Here is an 18,140-nt window from a genome sequence, read left to right on the forward strand (position 1 = left end):
ACAAAAGCGGTTAGACAAGTTAGGTTAAGAGTAAAAACTGCTCACATAACTCTCTGATAAAGTAAAGATAACTTAGTAAAAATCATTGATTTAATTTTTTATAGTTATATTTGCGCCATAATTTAATTTAATTTTTTTGTATTATGAGTAAAGGAACAGTAAAATTCTTCAATGATTCTAAAGGTTACGGATTTATCACTGAAGATGGTTCAAGCGAAGATCACTTTGTACACATTTCTGGTTTGATCGATGAAATTCGTGAAGGTGACGTTGTAGAATTTGAGCTACAACAAGGTAAAAAAGGATTGAACGCGGTAAATGTGAAAGTAGTAGACTAAGAAAGACGCATAAACTTTTTTTATATAAAAGCCCCGTTACCATTGGTAACGGGGCTTTTTTTTAATTAGCGTAAGACAAAATACAATTATGTACTATTTTTCGTACATTTACTATTGAGCTTTTGACGCAACCCTTTTTACTTTTTTGCGTCTAGTAAAAAACTAGGTTTTCCCCAATTAACCAAACAATAGAATATGCTTACTTTTTTTGGTATTGTTTTCGTATTGCTCGTAGTAAATATTGTTTTGCTAATTGTGAGCACAGATAGAGCTAAGAACTCCCGATAAATACTGTTGGGCAGAAGTAGACTATTAATTCTTTAGCCGAGTGGCCCAAACCACCCTGCTCTGGATTGCTTTTGTCTTTTTGAATGAAAATTTACTGCAATCTCTACCAATTTCAACATACATATTGCTGAATAAAAAAAGCCCTAACAGTATTGTTAAGGCTTCTCCACATTCTAAAAATGTATAATTTATTTTACTCCCATCAATTCAACATCAAATAATAATGTGGCATTTGGAGGAATTACTCCGCCTGCACCAGCACTACCATATCCTAAATTAGATGGAATAACCAGTCTTGCCTTATCTCCTACCTGTAAGAGTTGAATACCTTCATCCCAACCTGGAATTACTTGACCAACACCTAATTGAAAATCAATTGGTTGATTGCGCTTGTATGAAGAATCAAAAACCTGACCGCTCAATAAAGAACCTTCATAATGAACTGATACAGTTTGGCCTTTTTCTGCCTGTGCGCCACTTCCCTTTTGAATCATTTTATATCTAAGACCACTTTCCGTCTCATCAAAACCGGCTGCAATTTTATCTAATTCTGCCGCTTGCTTCGCTTTTTCTTCGGCAAGACGCTCTTCTTTAGAACTTTTGAATTTTGTGAAGCTAGCTAGAGCATCCCATTTTTGGGCCTCATCACCAACACGAACAATTTCAACATTCTTTATCTGGTCTCCTTGAGCAATAGCATCTACTACATCTTGACCACTTTCTACCTTACCAAAAACGGTATGCTTATTATCTAACCATGGTGTTGGTACATGAGTTATAAAGAACTGGCTCCCATTGGTACCAGGACCAGCATTTGCCATAGAAAGTACGCCTGGTTCCGAGTGGTTAAGATCTGGATGAAATTCATCATCAAACTTATATCCGGCATCACCCGTACCTGTACCTTGAGGACATCCGCCCTGTACCATAAAATCTGGAATTACCCTATGGAATTTTAATCCATCATAATAAGGCTCTCCTGCAGCTTTTGCAGTATTATCTTGTTTTCCTTCGGCAAGGGCAACAAAGTTACCTACCGTACCCGGAGTTTTATCATGAGTAAGTTTTACTAATATCTCACCTTTGTCCGTATTGAATTTTGCGTAGATTCCGTCTTGCATTTTTCATTTTTTTAATGAGGGGCAAAGATAAACAAATTTGTTCGGAAATCTTAGTTGCAAACCTCCGCTCCAACTAACTCTAAAATCCCAGTTTAGAAGTAAAAAAAAGAGTCTTCTCTCTGCAAGAAAAGACTCTTTGCCCATTTTAAAGCAGTTCTCAATACCTACTTTACAATTCCATATTTATCAAACAAATAAACCAGACTAGCCATACTTGCCGCACCTAGTTCCAACTCCCGTTTATTTACATGCTCAAACGTATCATTCTCGGCATGGTGATGCACAAAATACCTTTGCGAATCTGGTCTAAGTCCTGCCAAAACCATATCACTATTTTTTAAAGGACGAATATCTGCCCCACTATACCCCTTTTCAAAAAGGTGAATATAGTAAGGTTCAAAAAGACCTTTCCAGCTATGTACTTGTTTCAAATTTTCCTCCGAACAATCAAAAGAGAATCCGCGGGGTGTAAAACCTCCCGCATCACTCTCCAGGGCAAAAACATGATTTTCTTTTTTATTACTAGCCACTTCAGCATACTTATTACCTCCTCTTAAACCGTTTTCTTCGTTCATGAACAAGACAGCACGAATAGTTCTTTTTGGCTTATACCCAGTTTTTTTTAACAAACGAAGCACATCCATACTTTGTACGCAACCGGCTCCATCATCATGGGAGCCATCACCCAAGTCCCAAGAGTCAAGGTGGCCTCCTACAACCATTATCTCGTTTGGAAACTCACTCCCCTTAATTTCGCCAATGACATTAAAAGATTCAACATCATCAAACTGTTTGCAATTTTGCTTGAAATAAAACTGAATATCAGCATTCAATTTTAAAGTTGTACTTAATAGTTCTGCTCCTTTAGTACTAATGGCTGCAGCAGGAATTCTCTCTGAAACCGGTGTATTTCCGTACCCCATAGAACCTGTATGCGGATAATCATCTAACCGTAAATTCATTGATCTAACAATAACACCAACAGCCCCATATTTGGCAGCCTCTTCTGCACCAGAATAACGCTGATCCACGCAACCCGTATATGACGCAAACGTGCTGATCAGAGTTGGATCCATAGGTCTGTTATAGAAAACAATTTTACCCTCGATTTTTCCGTTACCCAACCTCTCTAAGTCTTCAACACCTTGTACCTCAATGACTTCAGCCTTCAATCCTCCTAAGGGAGTTGCTACAGAGCCACCCAATGCACAAATAGGAACGTTCGTAGAAAGTCCTGGACTTGTTTCAAAATAGGCAAACTCTGGTGTTCCACGCACCCATTTTGGCACCATTACCGGTTGTAGATATACACGATCAAGACCCAAAGAATCTAATTGCTTTTTGGTATAATCGACTGCCAATTGAGCTTGAACGCTACCCGATAACCGCCCGCCTATTTGATTGGAGAGATAATTAAGCCAATCATAAGCCTTGCTATCTGTAAGTGCTAAATCATATATTTTTTTTAATTGTTGTTCATCTTCACTTTGGGCATACACATTTATGCTTAGACCTATACTCAATAAGAGTAGGATTACTTTCTTCATTCTGCTTCTTTTTCCAATTGTTCTTTATACATTTCTAAGTTGGCCTTTATTTTGTCATCAAGCTCAGGCTCCTTAATATCCTTGTACTTTTTAAGTTCTTCAAGTAATACAGAAGCCACAATAACACGAGCTGCCTTTTTATTATCTGCTGGTACTACATACCATGGCGCATGCGGTTTTGACGTTTCATTAATAGCTTCTTCATAACATTTTTGATACGTATCCCAGAGCTTGCGTTCTTTCAGGTCACCAGGAGAGAACTTCCAATTTTTGCGTTTTAATGCCAATCGTCTTAATAATCGTAAACGCTGCTCTTCTTTTGATAAATGAAGAAAAAATTTGAATATGATTGTTCCGTTCTCGGCAATGTGACGCTCAAAATTGTTGATTTGCTCAAAGCGTTTATCCCAGAATTTCTGATCTATATCCGCAGTTGAATGAATTCCCGGTATATGTTCACCCATTATATATTCAGGATGTACACGGGTGACCAGAACATTTTCATAATGAGTCCTATTGAATACACCAAACTTTCCTTTGGCCGGTAACGCAATATAATGACGCCATAAATAATCATGACCTAATTCTAGTTCTGTTGGTACCTTAAAACTATGCACTACAACACCACGTGCATTAAAATCTTTAAATACTTCACGAATTAGACTGTCCTTACCCGCAGTATCCATACCCTGAATACAAATTAGCACACTATATTTTCCATGTGCGTAAAGGGTATCCTGAAAGTCACCTAACTCTTCACGGATGTTTTCTAAATCCTTTTTCAACTGTTTATCGGTAGCACCAAAATCTTCTTTGGTGGGACATTTTGAAAGTTCAATGTCCGAATTGACCCTAAATGAGGTTATTTCTTTTCTGTACATAGGCTGAATATAAAACTATTTTACCGTTGAACGGTTGCGAATGTTAAAAAAATTGACCGTTTAGCAACAGAACTGTCCGGTTTATCCAAAATACATAATGAAGCGAGTCGTCCATCGAAAAAACTACATCTTAATGCACTGATGTACTTAACTTTACATTGTAATAATCCCAAATTTTACGGCATCAAAACTTACTAAATGAAGTTATTTTACTTTATACTATTTACATTTATTTTTTCCTATTCTTTCTCCTTTGGAGCGGTTCAGGATTGTGACTATGCTAACTCTAACATAGGCTACGTTAAAAATCAAACCAAGAAAGCACTTTCTATGAAAGATTTGCAAATGGCTAGGTTTTATACATTTAAGGCCTTAAATGCACTTGAAAAATCCAAAGCTCAAATTGAAGATTGTGGTTGTGAATATGCCTTAGATAGTGCAATGGAAAATATTGAGTACTTAAAGAATGCCACTAAAGCCACTTCTATTGCTGGGGCTAGAATTTTATTAAACAAAGCTCTTCAATTCAGCGTAGAAAGTCTACAAGCCATTGCCAATCATGATGAGCATGGTAGCATATACGGATCTAATAATTTAGTTATGAATGTTGCTAGCCCTGAACCAGAGCATATTATGGCCTTTCTAGACAATACCAAAATACAAGAGAAAATAGACAACTCTTTATTAAAGTATAAAAACTCATTGGACAAAGTTATTAATACAGTAGATTGCATAGAGGCCAAAGCTTTTGCGCAGAATATCTACGAAAATTGCGAGCAAGAACTTTTAAAGCCGCACCTATCAGAAAGTAAAAAATACTATAACCTAAAGACCAAAGAGATTACCGCTAAAGCCCTTGAACGTCTAAAAAATTGTAAAAACTAATACGAACCAAGCGTTCTAAAAATAGTACATTCTATAATTGCTCAAAAATAAGTGTGCCCACATATAAAATAAGCCAACCCCAACTGAACCGTTGCTATTGACGATAACCGATTGTAATCTGCACGACTCAGCCCTTATTGTTCTCTCATTAAGTATAAAAACATTTTCTAAAGACCGAAAGGTACCTTTTACTTACTAGCAAAGAGTTTTACATCTTCTTCTGTAACTTCTTTTCCTCCTAAAATTATTAAACGTTCCACAACGTTCCTGAGCTCTCTAATATTTCCCGTCCAATCATAACTTTTTAAAAGCTTGATGGCTTTCGCCGAAAACGTCTTGGGAGCAATACCTTGTTCCGAAGCTATCTTTTTGGCAAAGTGTTCTATCAACAACGGAATATCATCTCGTCTATCATTTAAGGCTGGCACTTGTATTAATATTACGGCCAATCTATGGTATAAATCCTCTCGGAAATTACCTTCTTCTATTTCCTTTTTAAGATTCTTGTTTGTTGCCGCAATAACGCGAACATCCACTTTAATGTCCTTATCCGTACCTACACGAGAAATCTTGCTTTCTTGAAGTGCTCTAAGCACCTTAGCTTGGGCAGAAAGGCTCATATCTCCTATTTCATCAAGAAAAATAGTTCCCTTATTGGCAGCTTCAAATTTACCAGCACGATCCCTAACTGCAGATGTAAATGCCCCTTTTACATGACCAAAAAGTTCGCTTTCTATTAATTCTGATGGGATTGCCGCACAATTCACCTCAATAAAAGGAGCGGCACTTCGCTGGCTTTTCTCATGAACCCAATGTGCCACCAACTCTTTGCCGGTACCATTTGAGCCCGTAATAAGCACACGAGCATCTGTAGGAGCAACTTTTTCAATCATATCTTGTATGACGGTAATCTCTTGGCTATTACCTATCATCTCATAATTCTTGCTCACCTTTTTCTTCAGCTTCTTATTCTCTACAACTAGTACCTTACGATCTACTGCGTTACGAACGGTAGTCAATAACCTATTAAGATCCGGTGGTTTTGAAATATAATCGAACGCTCCAAGTCGCATGGTATTTACAGCCGTATCTAAATCTCCGTGGCCGGAAATCATTATAAACGGAGTTTCAGGTTTAATTTTTCGCGCAGCTTCAAGTACTTCTACACCATCCATCTTTGGCATTTTTATGTCGCAAAGCACAAGATCGTAATCATTATTTTTAACAGCTTCTAGCCCCTTAAGACCGTCTTCCGCTTCTTCCAACTGGTAACTATCACTTTCTTCAGAAAGAATCTTTACCAGCACACGTCTAATTGCTGCTTCGTCTTCAATTACTAGTATTTTGGGCATAGTATCTTGATTTTTAAAGTCCTATTCTAAATCCTGTTCTAAAGTAAAAACTAGGATTGTCATTTAATGTAAAAATATCATTTCTATCTTCATCTCTCAACACTCCATCTTGAAAGACCGTATGACCGGCGTAAGCATAAAGAAATGTATTAGCCGCCAACTTATATTGATAACCCACCGTAACCAATGCTGCCGATGATGATACGGAAGAAGCACTTACAGTATTTGGCAGTACAATATTATTCTGCAAATTAACGTAATAGCCATCAAAAATAAATTCCGCCTGAAACTGATGCTTTTCTTTTAAATGATATTTCATTCCGGTCTTAGGAATACCTACCACATAACTCCAGTTTTTATGAAAGCGTTGTTCATAGTAAAAAATTGGTATGGGCACCCGCAGTGCTACAGTAGAATTATAGGCAAGACCAATAACCATTATACTAGGCTTAGCTACCTTCTTTTTCTCCTTTAGAAAACCGATAGTAGAGTTTACCGAGAAATCTCCATTCTCCAAAGGGTTTGCTAATGTGGATGACAAGCGAGGCGTAATTACACCTATAAAACGCCAATTAGGATTAAATTTCCACACGTACGCCATATTGACATCTACCACATGAAACTGTTTTAGACCAGCATCACTAAACGGAAGCTCTTTTTCTAAATTATAAGCCAAACGGTTATATTCCGCTCCAATAACTAAGTTATTAGAATCTTTTATCTTTATTGGCACGTTTACCAATAGCTTCATTCTAGATAGCTCAGCATTAGAATTATTTCTTGGCATCATCATGTACTCTAACCTTACAATATCTGGTGTCTGGCTAAAACCAACAAAAGACCATAAAAGGAAAAAAACAATACGGGCACTACATTTTTTACTATTCACCCTAATTCGCTTCGGTATTAGTTGCATTACTATGTTGAAACGGCTTTTGTTGAATAATATGTATATCTCTTTGCGGAAAAGGTATAGAAATATTACTCTTTCTAAACTCGGCGTCTAATTTGTAACGCATTTCACTCTTAATTTTGGGGACATTAAAACTATCGGCTGTATAAAAATTCAAGGAAAATAACAGTGCAGAATCTCCAAAATCTTCAAAAATCACAAATGGTTTAGGACTTTTTAATAAGCCCTTTTGCCCTGCCGCAATATCTTCTAAGATTTTAGTAGCCAAAACAACATTGCTGCCGTATGCAATTCCAATCTTTATTTGCTCCCTTGTAGTTTTATGGTTTTGGGTGTAATTATATATTATATCACTGATGAATTTGTGATTAGGAATAATGATAACTTTATCATCTCTGGTAATTGCACGGGTTGTCCTTAATTTAATTTCAAAGACCTTTCCTACTTTATTATCTACTTCAATTATATCACCAACATGAAGCGATTTATCTATGATAATAAAAATACCTCCTATAACATCTTGAAAAAGTTCTTGAAGCGCTAGCCCTAAACCAACAAAAAGTGCCGCTGAAGCTGTGAGAAGAAGTGTTATATCTATACCTGCTGCACTCATGGTCAAAAGAATAACGACCATATACACTACATACCTAATAAACTTAAAGACGCTAACGAATTTAAGCTGATCATCACTGGCCATGCGCCTGGTTATAAGTGTACGGAACCACTTAAGTACTACACCGGTTAATAAAAAAGCAACCGTTAGTAGCAAAAGGAGACCAATGGTAATGTTTATGGTATTCTCTCCTTCTCCATATTTAAGTCCTAGATTAAGAAAATCTTTAATCCCTCCCCAAATATCCACTTCTATTATTTCTTCTACTTTACTTTGCGTGTCTTGAATCATGCTCAATATCTTAACCACCTGAACAATTCCTTATAGGTTGGTTTCTTACCGTACATAAGAATACCTACTCTATAAATTTTAGCTGCCAGCCATACGATACCTATAAAAGTAACGATTAATAGGATAATAGATGTGGCCAACTCCCAAACCGGCACACCACCTTCTCCGATACCTCCTGGCAGACGCATAAGCATAACAATTGGCGAGGTTAAAGGAAATAAAGAAAACCCAACTGCAATAGGCCCATGAGGATTGCTGAAAACTGAAAAGAAGCCAACATAAATAGCCAGCATTAATGGCAGAATAATAGGGAATATAAATTGCTGGGTATCTGTTTCATTATCTACTGCAGCACCTATTGCCGCATAAATTGAACTATAAATTAAATACCCCAATATAAAATAAATGAGAAAAAAAGTAATGAGCATCACCCACGGAATCTTAAAAAGTTCTTGAGCATATAATTGCATTGTCTGATCTACAGATGGCAAACCAGGCCCCATAGCGGGTGCAATTGAAGCACCTTCATTCATTGTAGAGGGATCAATATCAAAAACAGCAAACGATATGAATAAAAGAATGCTTGCAGAAACAATCCAAATAGCAAATTGTGTGATTCCCGCCAACGAGGTTCCAATGATTTTTCCCAACATAAGTTGAAACGGTTTAACGGAAGAAATAATCACTTCTATAATTCTACTGGTTTTTTCCTCTATAACACTACGCATTACAAAACCACCATAAATGATTATGAACATCATGATCAAATAACCAAAACCACCGCCAATAAACGCTTTAATTTCGTTTATTCCTTTAAGATTGGTCTCTCCTGAAAAAGTTGCCGTTTTCATCTCAAAATGGGTATCCATCTTTGCGAAATCTGCAGCTGTTATTCCCATTTCATGCAATCGTTCTTGACGCAATCGTTCTTGAATGGTATTTTCCAAACGCTCAACTACCTGCGTAGGTGGTGCATCTTTTGTATAAAAAAAAGAATTCTCGGTTACTGTTTTTAAATTAGTGTCATTGGGTAAATACAAAAGACCATCAAAACCCAAGCTGGCAATAGAATCTTTTGCCTCTTCCAGAGTAACATCCGTAAAATCTACAAATGTTGTGGTTTCACTAGGAACAAAGTCATTAGAAAAATAATCACTTTCATTCAATATACCTATAACCCTAGACTCATTATCATTCACTTTGGCTAAATATGCAACAAGCACCACCATAGCAACCATAAGAATAGGACTCAAAAATGTCATTATTACAAAGGACTTATTGCGCACTTTGGCCAAATATTCCCTTTTTATAATAAGCGATAACTTATTCATCTACGGCTTTACTTTTACTTTGTACTGTTTGTATAAAAATTTCACTTGTAGACGGAACCGTCTCTACAAAATGATTAATGTTTGCTTTGGATGACAAATAAGTCAGCACCTCTCTTGAATCATTAGTAGGAAGCTGAAGCGTAAGGTTCAACTGATTATCCTCCGGATCAAATAGTGATGTATTTATGGTGAATTTATCTGTTAACTCTTTCAAAAGCATTTCTGCATTCTCCGTCTGTAATCCTACTTTAAAAATATTATTCTTGTAAGCCTTCTTAATATCCGATAGCTTACCGTCCAATATTTTTTCTGAGCGATGAATCAATGCTATATACTCACAAAGCTCTTCTACAGACTCCATCCTATGGGTAGAAAATATAATTGAAGTTCCATTCTCTTTTAGTTTAAGAATTTCGTCTTTAATAATATTGGCATTAATGGGATCGAACCCACTAAAGGGTTCGTCAAAAATCAAAAGTTTTGGTTCGTGCAAAACAGTTACAATGAACTGTATTTTTTGCGCCATACCTTTTGAGAGTTCTTGAATTTTCTTATTCCACCAATCGCCTATTTCCAAACGCTCAAACCAAAATTTCAATCGTTTTTTTGCCTCGGCTTTAGACAATCCTTTTAATTGCGCCAAATAAAGAGCCTGCTCACCCACCTTCATGCTCTTATAAAGACCGCGCTCCTCAGGCAAATACCCAATTTGGGCTACATGCTCTGCTTTTAGAGGTTTTCCATCAAACAAAACCTCTCCTCTATCTGGGAATGTAATTTGATTTATGATACGAATAAGTGTAGTCTTCCCTGCACCATTTGGACCAAGAAGTCCGTAAATACTATTCTCAGGAATCTCTAACGAAACCTTATCTAGAGCAGTGTATTCCCCAAATTGTTTGGTGACTTCCTTAGTGACCAAAATGTTATTCATGAAAGCAATTTTGTCAAAGATAGTTTTTTGTCCTTACAAGGCATTGCCAATATATCCTTAAAAACAAAACCCACCCTTAAACAAATAAGGATGGGAAAAAAATTGCTATGAAAAAGAAAATTAATATTGGTAATCCAATATTAAATCAAATATACGTTTTTTATTTAAAACGTAATAAATATGAACTATGAGAACATATCTTTTACTTTTTCAAAGAAAGACTTATCAGATTTCTCAGGTTTTGGCACAAAGTTTTCATTGTTCTGCATTCGCTCAAAAAACTCTTTCTGTTCTTTATTCAACTCTTTTGGAGTCCAAACGTTTACATGAACTAATAAATCTCCGCTACCATACCCGTTAATGCTTGAGATACCTTTACCTCTTAGTCTTAATATTTTACCAGATTGAATACCCGATTCTAATTTAATACGAACCTTACCACCAACAGCATCAATTTCTTTTGATGTACCCAAAACAGCTTCAGAGAAACTAATATATAAATCATAGTGAAGGTTATCACCTTCACGTTTTAAGGTATCATGATCCAAAGTTTCTATAGCTACCAATAAATCTCCTGGCACTCCGTTACCAGGAGCATCATTACCTTTATTAGGCACTTTTAACTGCATACCATCTTCTACACCTGCTGGAATATTAATGGCTACAGTTTCTTCAGAAACCTTCAATCCTTGCGCATCTGCATCGCTAGGTTTTTTATCTAAAACCTGCCCACTACCACCACAAGTACTACATGTAGCTGCGGTTTGCATACGACCAAGAATTGTATTGGTAATCTTAGTTACCTGACCTCTACCGCCACAAGTTGCACACGTAGTATACGTAACACCACTGGCTTGAATTTTTCTTCTGACTTTTATTTTTTTCTCAACGCCATTAGCAACTTCTTCCAGGGTCAATTTTACGCGAATACGCAAATTACTTCCTTTGACTCTGCGTTGGCCTCCGCCACCGAAGCCGCCTCCGCCAAAACCACCGAAGCCTCCACCACCGCCACCGCCAAAGGCGCTGCCGAAAATGTCTCCAAACTGACTAAAGATATCATCCATGTTCATTCCGCCGCCACCGCCGAAACCACCAGAACCGTCAAAAGCGCCATGCCCAAACTGATCATAACGTGCTTTTTTGTCAGGATTGCTTAAAACCTCATACGCCTCCGCAGATTTTTTAAACAACTCTTCAGCCTTGGAGTCACCAGGATTTTTATCCGGGTGATGCTCCAACGCCTTTTTTCTATAGGCTTTCTTTATTTCCGCTGCGCTGGCACTTTTGCTAATACCAAGTACCTCATAATAATCTTCCTTCATTCTTGATTTTTAGTTTCCTACAACCACTTTTGGATGACGAATGATTTTATCGCCAAGCTTAAACCCTTTCTCAACTACATCTACAATTTTGCCTTTGAGTTTTTTACTAGGGGCCGGTATTTGTGTAATAGCTTCGTGTATATCAGCATCAAAAACATCACCTGCTTCCGCACCTACTTCTTCTAATCCCTTATTTTTTAAGGTCTCGCGGAATTTAACACGGATAAGCTCCACTCCTTTAAACATTTCTTTATCCTCTGACTTGGACATCTCTTTTAGAGCACGCTCAAAATCATCTAAAACCGGCAACATAGAAACCATAATTTCTTGTCCCGCCGTTTTAAACAATTCCATACGCTCTTTTGAAGTTCTTCTTTTGAAGTTTTCGAACTCAGCAAACAACCTAAGAAATTTATCCTTTTCCTTAGCAAGGTCTTCCCTTAACTGTTCCTCTACACTTAGCTCTTCTTGCTCTATATTGTTTTCAGAGGTTGTCTCGGTTTGGTCTTGATCCAATACCTCATCAAACTCTTCTGTATTTTGTTTATCGCTCATTGTGATACAATTTGAATTCTCGTGTTTAGCTTGGCAAAAGTACTGCCATTTCTTTAAAAATGTCAAAATGTCATCAAAAAAAGAAACCATAGTGAACCTACTTATATTTCGCAAACAACAATCCGTTAGATTAGTAGACTACCTCGGAGCATTTAATCTTAATTATCGAGTAAACTTATTTATCAAAAAAAAAAAAAAAAACATCCGCAGATAGCGGATGTTCTATTTGTACTTAAAAAATTACTTGTAATTTATGAAACATACTCTTTGGACAAAGCTCCTAAACCAGATGATTTAGAACACTCCTTGCTACTATATATAGCCTCCAAAGCCACACAGACATTTGGGTAGACAAAATTAAACCCTTCTTCTTCTATCTTTTTACAACTTACACGTTGGCTAGCAAAGAGTAGATAAGACATTTTACCCAAAATTATCTTCATTACCAATTGTGGTATATTAGGTAACACAACCGGCCTATCAAGAACTTTGGCTATTTCTTTTATTAACTTTGTATTAGTAACAGGGTTAGGACCTACCCCATTATACACTCCTTCTAAATTATACGCTACAACGAATACAAAAATCCGTGCCAAATCTGAAATATGAACCCAAGATTGCCACTGTTGACCGCTACCAAATGCCGCTCCAACATAATTTTTTATCGGCTTTGCCATTTCGGGTAGCGCACCTCCTTGGCACGACATTACCAATCCTATTCGCACCTTGGCTACATTAAATCCAAAACTGCTGAATTTATCCGTTTCACTCTCCCAAACATCAACAACCTCGCCTAAAAAACTATCATCTATCTCCGTTTCTTCCTCCGTATAGAACTTACTCAAAGAATGCGGATATCTACCAATAGCCGATGCAGAAACAAAAGAAGTGATCTCATTAGAATCTACCTTTCCTAAGGCCGTGTGTAACGTGCGCAAAGAATTAACCCTGCTTGATACAATCTTCTTCTTATAGCTAGAAGTCCATCTTTTAGAAATAGTAGCACCTGCCAAATTTATAATAGCAGAAACTCCATTAAAACACTCTAAATCTATTTCGCCTTTATCTGGATTCCAATAATAACCTTGAAATTTGGGCTCTGAAGTAATTTTACTTTTACTAGTAGTAAGGTAATTTACAGCAATATCATTCTTATGGCATTGCTCTACAATCGCACTGCCTACCAGACCTGTTGCCCCTGTAATCAGTATTCTCATGATTCAAAGGTATAGCTTTTGCAAACTAGCTGACTATCATTTAATTCGGATTTAACACTAAAGCGTGCTCATATGTTAAGAAACACCGATAACCCGTTATTTATTAACTTTTTTTTAGAACAAAAAGTTACTTTCTAGCCCGTAACATCTCTCTTTTTCCAGGAGGTCCCGGAAGACGTTCAACCTTAAACCCTACAGCTAACATTGCCCTTCTTACACTTCCTTTTGCCGCATAAGTAACCAAAACCCCATCTTTCTTCATGGCACGGTACATTATGGAAAAGATTTCTTCCGTCCATAATTCTGGCTGAACCCGTGCTCCAAAAGCATCAAAATAAACGAGGTCAAAAATATTTTCATCCGTAATATCAGCAAAAAATTTCTTTTCTTTTCTCAAGACGAAATCATCTGAAATTTGGATATCACTTTCCCACGGAGAGCTATGCATTTTTTGGAAATCATTAGTAAACACCTCAGCTTTTAATTCTGAAATATAATTTAGCTGTTCTAGCTCTTCGTCAGAAACAGGATAAGCATCCACCCCCCTATACCCAACTTTGGTGGAATTCTTTTTGGACTCAATATACGTAATGAGCGTATTGAGCCCGGTACCGAAACCTATTTCCAGAATATTTACATCTCTACCAGAAAAAAGAGAAAGGCCGTGTTTAATGAATACGTGATACGCCTCTTGTACCGCTCCATGTTTTGAGTGGTACTGCTCGTCCCAATCAGAAATCTGAATAGTCTTTGAACCATCTCCGGTGGTAATAATCTTTCTCTCCAAACTATTTATTTTCTATCAAAACTCCGTCCGCTTCAAAACCGTATGTTTTCTTGGGCTCAGTTATTTTAGCAATTTCAGATTCCGTTTTGCCACCATCTTTGGTATAGTGCTTCTGATCTTCCACACTCATAGATTCTACAAAAGCATACCCGTTTACAATGACTTCTTTTCCAGTAATATCACTTGGCATAAAAAACCCATAATCCTTAAAACGCACCATAGCCTCCTGACCATCGCCCAACTGCAACTTCATCCAACAGCCTTTAACTTTACAAACATCTGTTACTACGGCCTTAAATTTTGTGCGCAATGTATCCTGAACGACCATATCTTTAAATTCATGTGTCATTTCAACATCGGTTATAGCACTGTCTGCTGCTATATCCCCACCTATAACTTGATAGTCTACACCATCATAAGTTACCTTTTGGGTTTCTTGCCCTCTGCAGGCCAAAACCACCATAAAAACCGCAAGTAAATTGTTAAATAGACGCATTTCCGATAAAAATTAGATAAGTACTGCAAAACTGGTCATTTTTCAACGAAAAAAGAAGAACAGATAAGGATAAATCGTTAATTTTAATCCTTTAATTCAAAAAGTTATGAACTCGACCATGCAAAAAATCAGCATCGAAAAGGTAAAAGAATCAAAGATTGATCAAGTAGACTTCAACAATCTCGCTTTTGGGAGTGTATTTACCGATCATATGCTGGTCTGTGATTATAAAAATGGCGCTTGGGAAACTCCAAAAGTAGTTCCCTACCAACCTATTAGCCTTGACCCTTCCGCTAAAATATTCCATTATGGGCAATCTATTTTTGAAGGAATGAAAGCTTATAAAGACACGGATGAAAAAGTATGGCTTTTTAGACCATTGGACAATCACAAAAGATTGAACATATCCGCAAAACGTATGTCTATTCCAGAAATTCCAGAAGAATTTTTCATGGAAGGTTTAAAGACTTTGTTGGAGGTAGAAGATAAATGGATTCCTCAGACCGAAGGGAGCTCTATGTATATTAGACCATTTATGTTTGCATCGGGCAACGGTTTTCATGCCTCACCTGCCAATGCCTACAAATTTATGATCTGCCTTGCACCATCCGGCGCATATTTTTCAGGTAAGGTAAAAGTTCTTATTGAAGAGAAATATTCTCGTTCTGCTAATGGTGGCGTGGGATACGCAAAAACAGGTGGTAATTACGCCGGCCAATTCTACCCTACTCAGTTAGCAGTAGAAAAAGGTTACAACCAGGTTATCTGGACGGATGACCACAGTCACGAATACATTGAGGAAGCTGGTGCCATGAATATTTTTATCCGCATCAATGACACTTTGATTACAGGTCCTACCAGTGATCGTATATTAGATGGTATCACACGGAAAAGTATTTTACAGCTAGCAGAGAAAAAAGGCATTGCGACCGAAGTACGGAAAATTACTGTTACCGAAGTTGTTGAGGCAGCCAAAAACGGAAGCCTAAAAGAAATGTTCGGAGCAGGGACTGCCGCTGTTGTTTCTCCTATTTCAGCATTTGGCTATAGAGACGTAGATTATGATTTGCCAGAACTTGAAGATAGTTACGCTTCTCAAATAAAGAAAGACATTACCGATATTCAATACAACCGCTCCGAAGACCCATTTGGATGGCGTGTTGGTCTATAAAATGCATTCACATTTTTAAAGAATATATATTAAGGTTACAAAAACGGTCGCTAAAATTTAGCGACCGTTTTTATGTTTACACATTTTAAATTATCCTTTTAGAATCTCAGAAATATTAGGCTTAAAATAATTAGGGCCCTTTAACACCTTGCCGTCCTCACGATAAATTGGCTTACCATCTGCACCCAACTTACTCATATTACTACGTTGTATTTCATTAAAGACTTCTTCTATCTTATGCTGCATACCATGCTCAAGTATAGTTCCACATAATATGTAAAGCATATCGCCCAAGGCATCTGCTACCTCCACTAGGTCATCATTTTTTGCAGCCTCTAAATATTCATTATTCTCTTCATCCATTAAATTAAACCGAAGCAAGTTCTTGGCTTCACCTAAATCTGCTTGCATAGTTTCTGATACCCCAAGCCCAAAAGAGTTATGAAAGAGTTCTACCGCACTTATTTTGTTTTTCATATATAGTTGTATTGATTTAGAAATATTTTCTGCCAATAATAGCGTAATTTTGCACAAAAATAAAGAATATGTTCACGACCGGACAAATCGTTTTTGCCGCGCTTTTTGCTATCTGTTTTATCGTTATTATCTTTTTATCTTACAAAAAAGACAAAAAACTACATGCAAAAAACTACAAAGGGGTGAAATGGGTAGGACTTCTATTCATGTCTTTCGTAATTATCCTACTTTTTATCAAGCATTTCCTTAAAAATTAAGACAAATTTTACAGTCTCGATAAAAACATCATTTTTCACGACCAAAAGTAATTTCTTCGCGTATAACATAACAATAAGCGTAATTTTGCGTTATGTATTCCAAAGGGGTAAAAACATGATGACTTTTTTCACAATACTTTTAATTTTGATCGGAGCAAATGCTTTGTTTATGGTATTTAGCCTAAGCGGAATATCTAATGAAGCAAAGAAATCTGAAGAGGGTGCAACTAAAAACGCATCATCCAAGATTCTTTCACTAAACAATATTTCTTCTAAATATAAGAAGGCCGTTTAACAAGTATCCGCAGAAAGCACTACCACGCTGACAAATTATTTACGTAATTTGCGCAGATGAAACAATTGTTACTTGTATTCTTTGGAGGTGGCATAGGTAGCATACTTCGCTATCTAGTTTCTAAATCCCTTAACAATCATTTTCAACATTTCTTTTTAGGCACGTTTTTGGTCAATGTTGTTGGCTGCTTATTGATTGGATTTATTTTAGGCCTTTCAATTAAAACTAATTACTTATCTCCAAACCAGACGCTTTTATTCGCAACAGGTTTTTGCGGAGGCTTCACTACGTTTTCTACTTTTGCTTTTGAAAAACACTCACTTCTGACTTCAGGAGAATTTATAGGTTTCTTTACCTATCTAATAGCGAGTATAGTGGTCGGTATTTTAGCTGTTGCTCTAGGACTTTATCTTTCCAGGCTACTGTAAGGCCATTATTTGCTTTTTTCACAATCTATCAAAACTTCAACATTTTAAGTCTTCAGCTTAAGATAATCTAACCTTATGGCATTTTTTAGCCATTTTTTTCAATTTTCCATCAGATTATTCGATTTCCAATCAGGGAAAAATACATTTTCCATTAATTTAATTAAGATACCCTAAAAAAATAGGGGGTATAATTCCTATAAATATAAAAATTACCACATACACCCCAAATTTTTTAGGGTGTTAATTATTTTAACATACATTTGTTTCTCTAATTAATACAATTATTATGAAACAAATCGAGGCAATCATTAGAAAATCGAAATTTGATGACGTTAAAAAAGCGTTACATCAGATAGAGGTCAACTTCTTCAGTTACTGGGATGTAACCGGAGTAGGGAACGAAAAACAAGGTCACGTCTATAGAGGAATCTCTTACAGCACAAGCGACATTCAAAGAAGATACCTATCTATAGTAGTATCCGATGAGTTTGTTCAGCGTACAGTAGATACCATTCTAGAAGCGGCTTATACCGGTAATGTGGGAGATGGAAAAATATTTGTTTCAGAAATTCTTGACGCATATAGAATACGAACAAAAGAAAGCGGACAAGCTGGAATCAACTAAAAAAAACCAATAA

At 36.7% G+C, this 18,140-nt stretch carries 19 protein-coding genes; 5 read left to right on the forward strand and 14 right to left on the reverse strand.

The genetic code is table 11. From position 1 onward, the window contains the following. Nucleotides 1-143: 143 nt before the first annotated feature. Nucleotides 144-338, forward strand: coding sequence for a cold-shock protein (locus IWC72_RS00965; protein WP_013994176.1), 195 nt, complete (start codon nucleotides 144-146; stop codon nucleotides 336-338). Between the two features lie 476 nt (nucleotides 339-814). Here the strand turns inward: IWC72_RS00965 and IWC72_RS00970 are convergent, their stop codons facing one another. The 3 genes from IWC72_RS00970 to IWC72_RS00980 form a co-directional block, all read right to left on the reverse strand. Then, entirely contained in the window at nucleotides 815-1,747 is a 933-nt protein-coding gene (locus tag IWC72_RS00970) for a peptidylprolyl isomerase (protein WP_194524400.1), read from the reverse strand. 164 nt (nucleotides 1,748-1,911) lie between these two features. Beyond that, nucleotides 1,912-3,294, reverse strand: a complete 1,383-nt coding sequence (locus IWC72_RS00975; protein WP_194528533.1) for a M28 family peptidase — start codon at nucleotides 3,292-3,294, stop codon at nucleotides 1,912-1,914. Then, nucleotides 3,291-4,175, reverse strand: a complete 885-nt coding sequence (locus IWC72_RS00980; protein ID WP_194524402.1) for a PPK2 family polyphosphate kinase — start codon at nucleotides 4,173-4,175, stop codon at nucleotides 3,291-3,293. The genes IWC72_RS00975 and IWC72_RS00980 overlap by 4 nt, the downstream gene beginning before the upstream one ends. A 198-nt stretch (nucleotides 4,176-4,373) precedes the next feature. Here IWC72_RS00980 and IWC72_RS00985 point away from each other — a divergent pair, with 198 nt between their 5' ends. Beyond that, nucleotides 4,374-5,060 (forward strand): hypothetical protein, encoded by a 687-nt coding sequence (locus IWC72_RS00985; protein WP_194528534.1) that lies wholly within the window; start codon nucleotides 4,374-4,376, stop codon nucleotides 5,058-5,060. A 188-nt stretch (nucleotides 5,061-5,248) separates the two neighbouring features. On the opposite strand, the gene IWC72_RS00990 is transcribed toward IWC72_RS00985, so the two are convergent. The 10 genes from IWC72_RS00990 to IWC72_RS01035 form a co-directional block, all read right to left on the reverse strand. After that, nucleotides 5,249-6,412 carry a sigma-54-dependent transcriptional regulator gene (locus tag IWC72_RS00990; RefSeq protein ID WP_194524404.1) on the reverse strand — a complete coding sequence of 388 codons (1,164 nt, stop codon included), beginning with the start codon at nucleotides 6,410-6,412 and terminating at the stop codon, nucleotides 5,249-5,251. Nucleotides 6,413-6,425: 13 nt separating this feature from the next. Beyond that, complete coding sequence (locus IWC72_RS00995) at nucleotides 6,426-7,301, reverse strand: DUF6268 family outer membrane beta-barrel protein (RefSeq protein WP_194524405.1); 876 nt, start codon at nucleotides 7,299-7,301, stop codon at nucleotides 6,426-6,428. Between the two features lies 1 nt (nucleotide 7,302). Further along, entirely contained in the window at nucleotides 7,303-8,229 is a 927-nt protein-coding gene (locus IWC72_RS01000) for a mechanosensitive ion channel family protein (protein WP_194524406.1), read from the reverse strand. Between the two features lie 2 nt (nucleotides 8,230-8,231). Continuing rightward, a complete protein-coding gene (locus IWC72_RS01005; protein WP_194524407.1) occupies nucleotides 8,232-9,560 on the reverse strand; it encodes an ABC transporter permease in 1,329 nt (442 codons plus the stop codon). After that, entirely contained in the window at nucleotides 9,553-10,494 is a 942-nt protein-coding gene (locus IWC72_RS01010) for an ABC transporter ATP-binding protein (protein ID WP_194528535.1), read from the reverse strand. The genes IWC72_RS01005 and IWC72_RS01010 overlap by 8 nt, the downstream gene beginning before the upstream one ends. 185 nt (nucleotides 10,495-10,679) lie before the next feature. Continuing rightward, the gene (gene dnaJ, locus IWC72_RS01015) at nucleotides 10,680-11,819 is read right to left on the reverse strand and encodes a molecular chaperone DnaJ (protein WP_194528536.1); all 1,140 of its coding nucleotides are present in this window, start codon (nucleotides 11,817-11,819) and stop codon (nucleotides 10,680-10,682) included. 9 nt (nucleotides 11,820-11,828) lie between these two features. Beyond that, entirely contained in the window at nucleotides 11,829-12,374 is a 546-nt protein-coding gene (locus IWC72_RS01020; protein WP_194528537.1) for a nucleotide exchange factor GrpE, read from the reverse strand. A gap of 251 nt (nucleotides 12,375-12,625) precedes the next feature. After that, nucleotides 12,626-13,591 (reverse strand): TIGR01777 family oxidoreductase, encoded by a 966-nt coding sequence (locus IWC72_RS01025; RefSeq protein WP_194524411.1) that lies wholly within the window; start codon nucleotides 13,589-13,591, stop codon nucleotides 12,626-12,628. Nucleotides 13,592-13,718: 127 nt separating this feature from the next. Further along, a complete protein-coding gene (gene mnmD, locus IWC72_RS01030) occupies nucleotides 13,719-14,378 on the reverse strand; it encodes a tRNA (5-methylaminomethyl-2-thiouridine)(34)-methyltransferase MnmD (protein WP_194528538.1) in 660 nt (219 codons plus the stop codon). 1 nt (nucleotide 14,379) lies between these two features. Then, entirely contained in the window at nucleotides 14,380-14,874 is a 495-nt protein-coding gene (locus IWC72_RS01035; RefSeq protein WP_194528539.1) for a DUF4920 domain-containing protein, read from the reverse strand. A 106-nt stretch (nucleotides 14,875-14,980) separates the two neighbouring features. Here IWC72_RS01035 and IWC72_RS01040 point away from each other — a divergent pair, with 106 nt between their 5' ends. After that, nucleotides 14,981-16,045 carry a branched-chain amino acid aminotransferase gene (locus IWC72_RS01040; protein ID WP_194528540.1) on the forward strand — a complete coding sequence of 355 codons (1,065 nt, stop codon included), beginning with the start codon at nucleotides 14,981-14,983 and terminating at the stop codon, nucleotides 16,043-16,045. A 90-nt stretch (nucleotides 16,046-16,135) separates the two neighbouring features. Here IWC72_RS01040 and IWC72_RS01045 read toward each other — a convergent pair whose 3' ends face one another. Further along, a complete protein-coding gene (locus tag IWC72_RS01045; protein WP_194528541.1) occupies nucleotides 16,136-16,522 on the reverse strand; it encodes a pyrophosphohydrolase domain-containing protein in 387 nt (128 codons plus the stop codon). A gap of 608 nt (nucleotides 16,523-17,130) precedes the next feature. On the opposite strand from IWC72_RS01045, the gene crcB reads away from it, so the two are divergent. Continuing rightward, nucleotides 17,131-17,502: a fluoride efflux transporter CrcB gene (crcB, locus tag IWC72_RS01050; RefSeq protein WP_194524416.1), complete on the forward strand. Its 372-nt coding sequence runs from the start codon at nucleotides 17,131-17,133 to the stop codon at nucleotides 17,500-17,502. A gap of 286 nt (nucleotides 17,503-17,788) precedes the next feature. After that, nucleotides 17,789-18,127: a P-II family nitrogen regulator gene (locus IWC72_RS01055; RefSeq protein WP_194524417.1), complete on the forward strand. Its 339-nt coding sequence runs from the start codon at nucleotides 17,789-17,791 to the stop codon at nucleotides 18,125-18,127. Nucleotides 18,128-18,140: the final 13 nt, after the last annotated feature.

Source organism: Zobellia roscoffensis (genome assembly GCF_015330165.1).
Taxonomy (GTDB): Bacteria; Bacteroidota; Bacteroidia; order Flavobacteriales; family Flavobacteriaceae; genus Zobellia; species Zobellia roscoffensis.

Excerpts from the sequence above, each read along its gene's own strand:
- crcB (WP_194524416.1), top strand. The coding sequence starts at position 17,131 with ATGAAACAATTGTTACTTGTATTCTTTGGAGGTGGCATAGGTAGCATA.
- IWC72_RS01005 (WP_194524407.1), bottom strand. The coding sequence starts at position 9,560 with ATGAATAAGTTATCGCTTATTATAAAAAGGGAATATTTGGCCAAAGTG.
- IWC72_RS00990 (WP_194524404.1), bottom strand. The coding sequence starts at position 6,412 with ATGCCCAAAATACTAGTAATTGAAGACGAAGCAGCAATTAGACGTGTG.
- IWC72_RS01035 (WP_194528539.1), bottom strand. The coding sequence starts at position 14,874 with ATGCGTCTATTTAACAATTTACTTGCGGTTTTTATGGTGGTTTTGGCC.
- IWC72_RS01055 (WP_194524417.1), top strand. The coding sequence starts at position 17,789 with ATGAAACAAATCGAGGCAATCATTAGAAAATCGAAATTTGATGACGTT.
- IWC72_RS00975 (WP_194528533.1), bottom strand. The coding sequence starts at position 3,294 with ATGAAGAAAGTAATCCTACTCTTATTGAGTATAGGTCTAAGCATAAAT.
- IWC72_RS00970 (WP_194524400.1), bottom strand. The coding sequence starts at position 1,747 with ATGCAAGACGGAATCTACGCAAAATTCAATACGGACAAAGGTGAGATA.
- IWC72_RS01040 (WP_194528540.1), top strand. The coding sequence starts at position 14,981 with ATGAACTCGACCATGCAAAAAATCAGCATCGAAAAGGTAAAAGAATCA.
- IWC72_RS01020 (WP_194528537.1), bottom strand. The coding sequence starts at position 12,374 with ATGAGCGATAAACAAAATACAGAAGAGTTTGATGAGGTATTGGATCAA.
- IWC72_RS00965 (WP_013994176.1), top strand. The coding sequence starts at position 144 with ATGAGTAAAGGAACAGTAAAATTCTTCAATGATTCTAAAGGTTACGGA.
- IWC72_RS01045 (WP_194528541.1), bottom strand. The coding sequence starts at position 16,522 with ATGAAAAACAAAATAAGTGCGGTAGAACTCTTTCATAACTCTTTTGGG.
- IWC72_RS00985 (WP_194528534.1), top strand. The coding sequence starts at position 4,374 with ATGAAGTTATTTTACTTTATACTATTTACATTTATTTTTTCCTATTCT.
- IWC72_RS01010 (WP_194528535.1), bottom strand. The coding sequence starts at position 10,494 with ATGAATAACATTTTGGTCACTAAGGAAGTCACCAAACAATTTGGGGAA.
- IWC72_RS01025 (WP_194524411.1), bottom strand. The coding sequence starts at position 13,591 with ATGAGAATACTGATTACAGGGGCAACAGGTCTGGTAGGCAGTGCGATT.
- IWC72_RS01000 (WP_194524406.1), bottom strand. The coding sequence starts at position 8,229 with ATGATTCAAGACACGCAAAGTAAAGTAGAAGAAATAATAGAAGTGGAT.
- dnaJ (WP_194528536.1), bottom strand. The coding sequence starts at position 11,819 with ATGAAGGAAGATTATTATGAGGTACTTGGTATTAGCAAAAGTGCCAGC.
- IWC72_RS00980 (WP_194524402.1), bottom strand. The coding sequence starts at position 4,175 with ATGTACAGAAAAGAAATAACCTCATTTAGGGTCAATTCGGACATTGAA.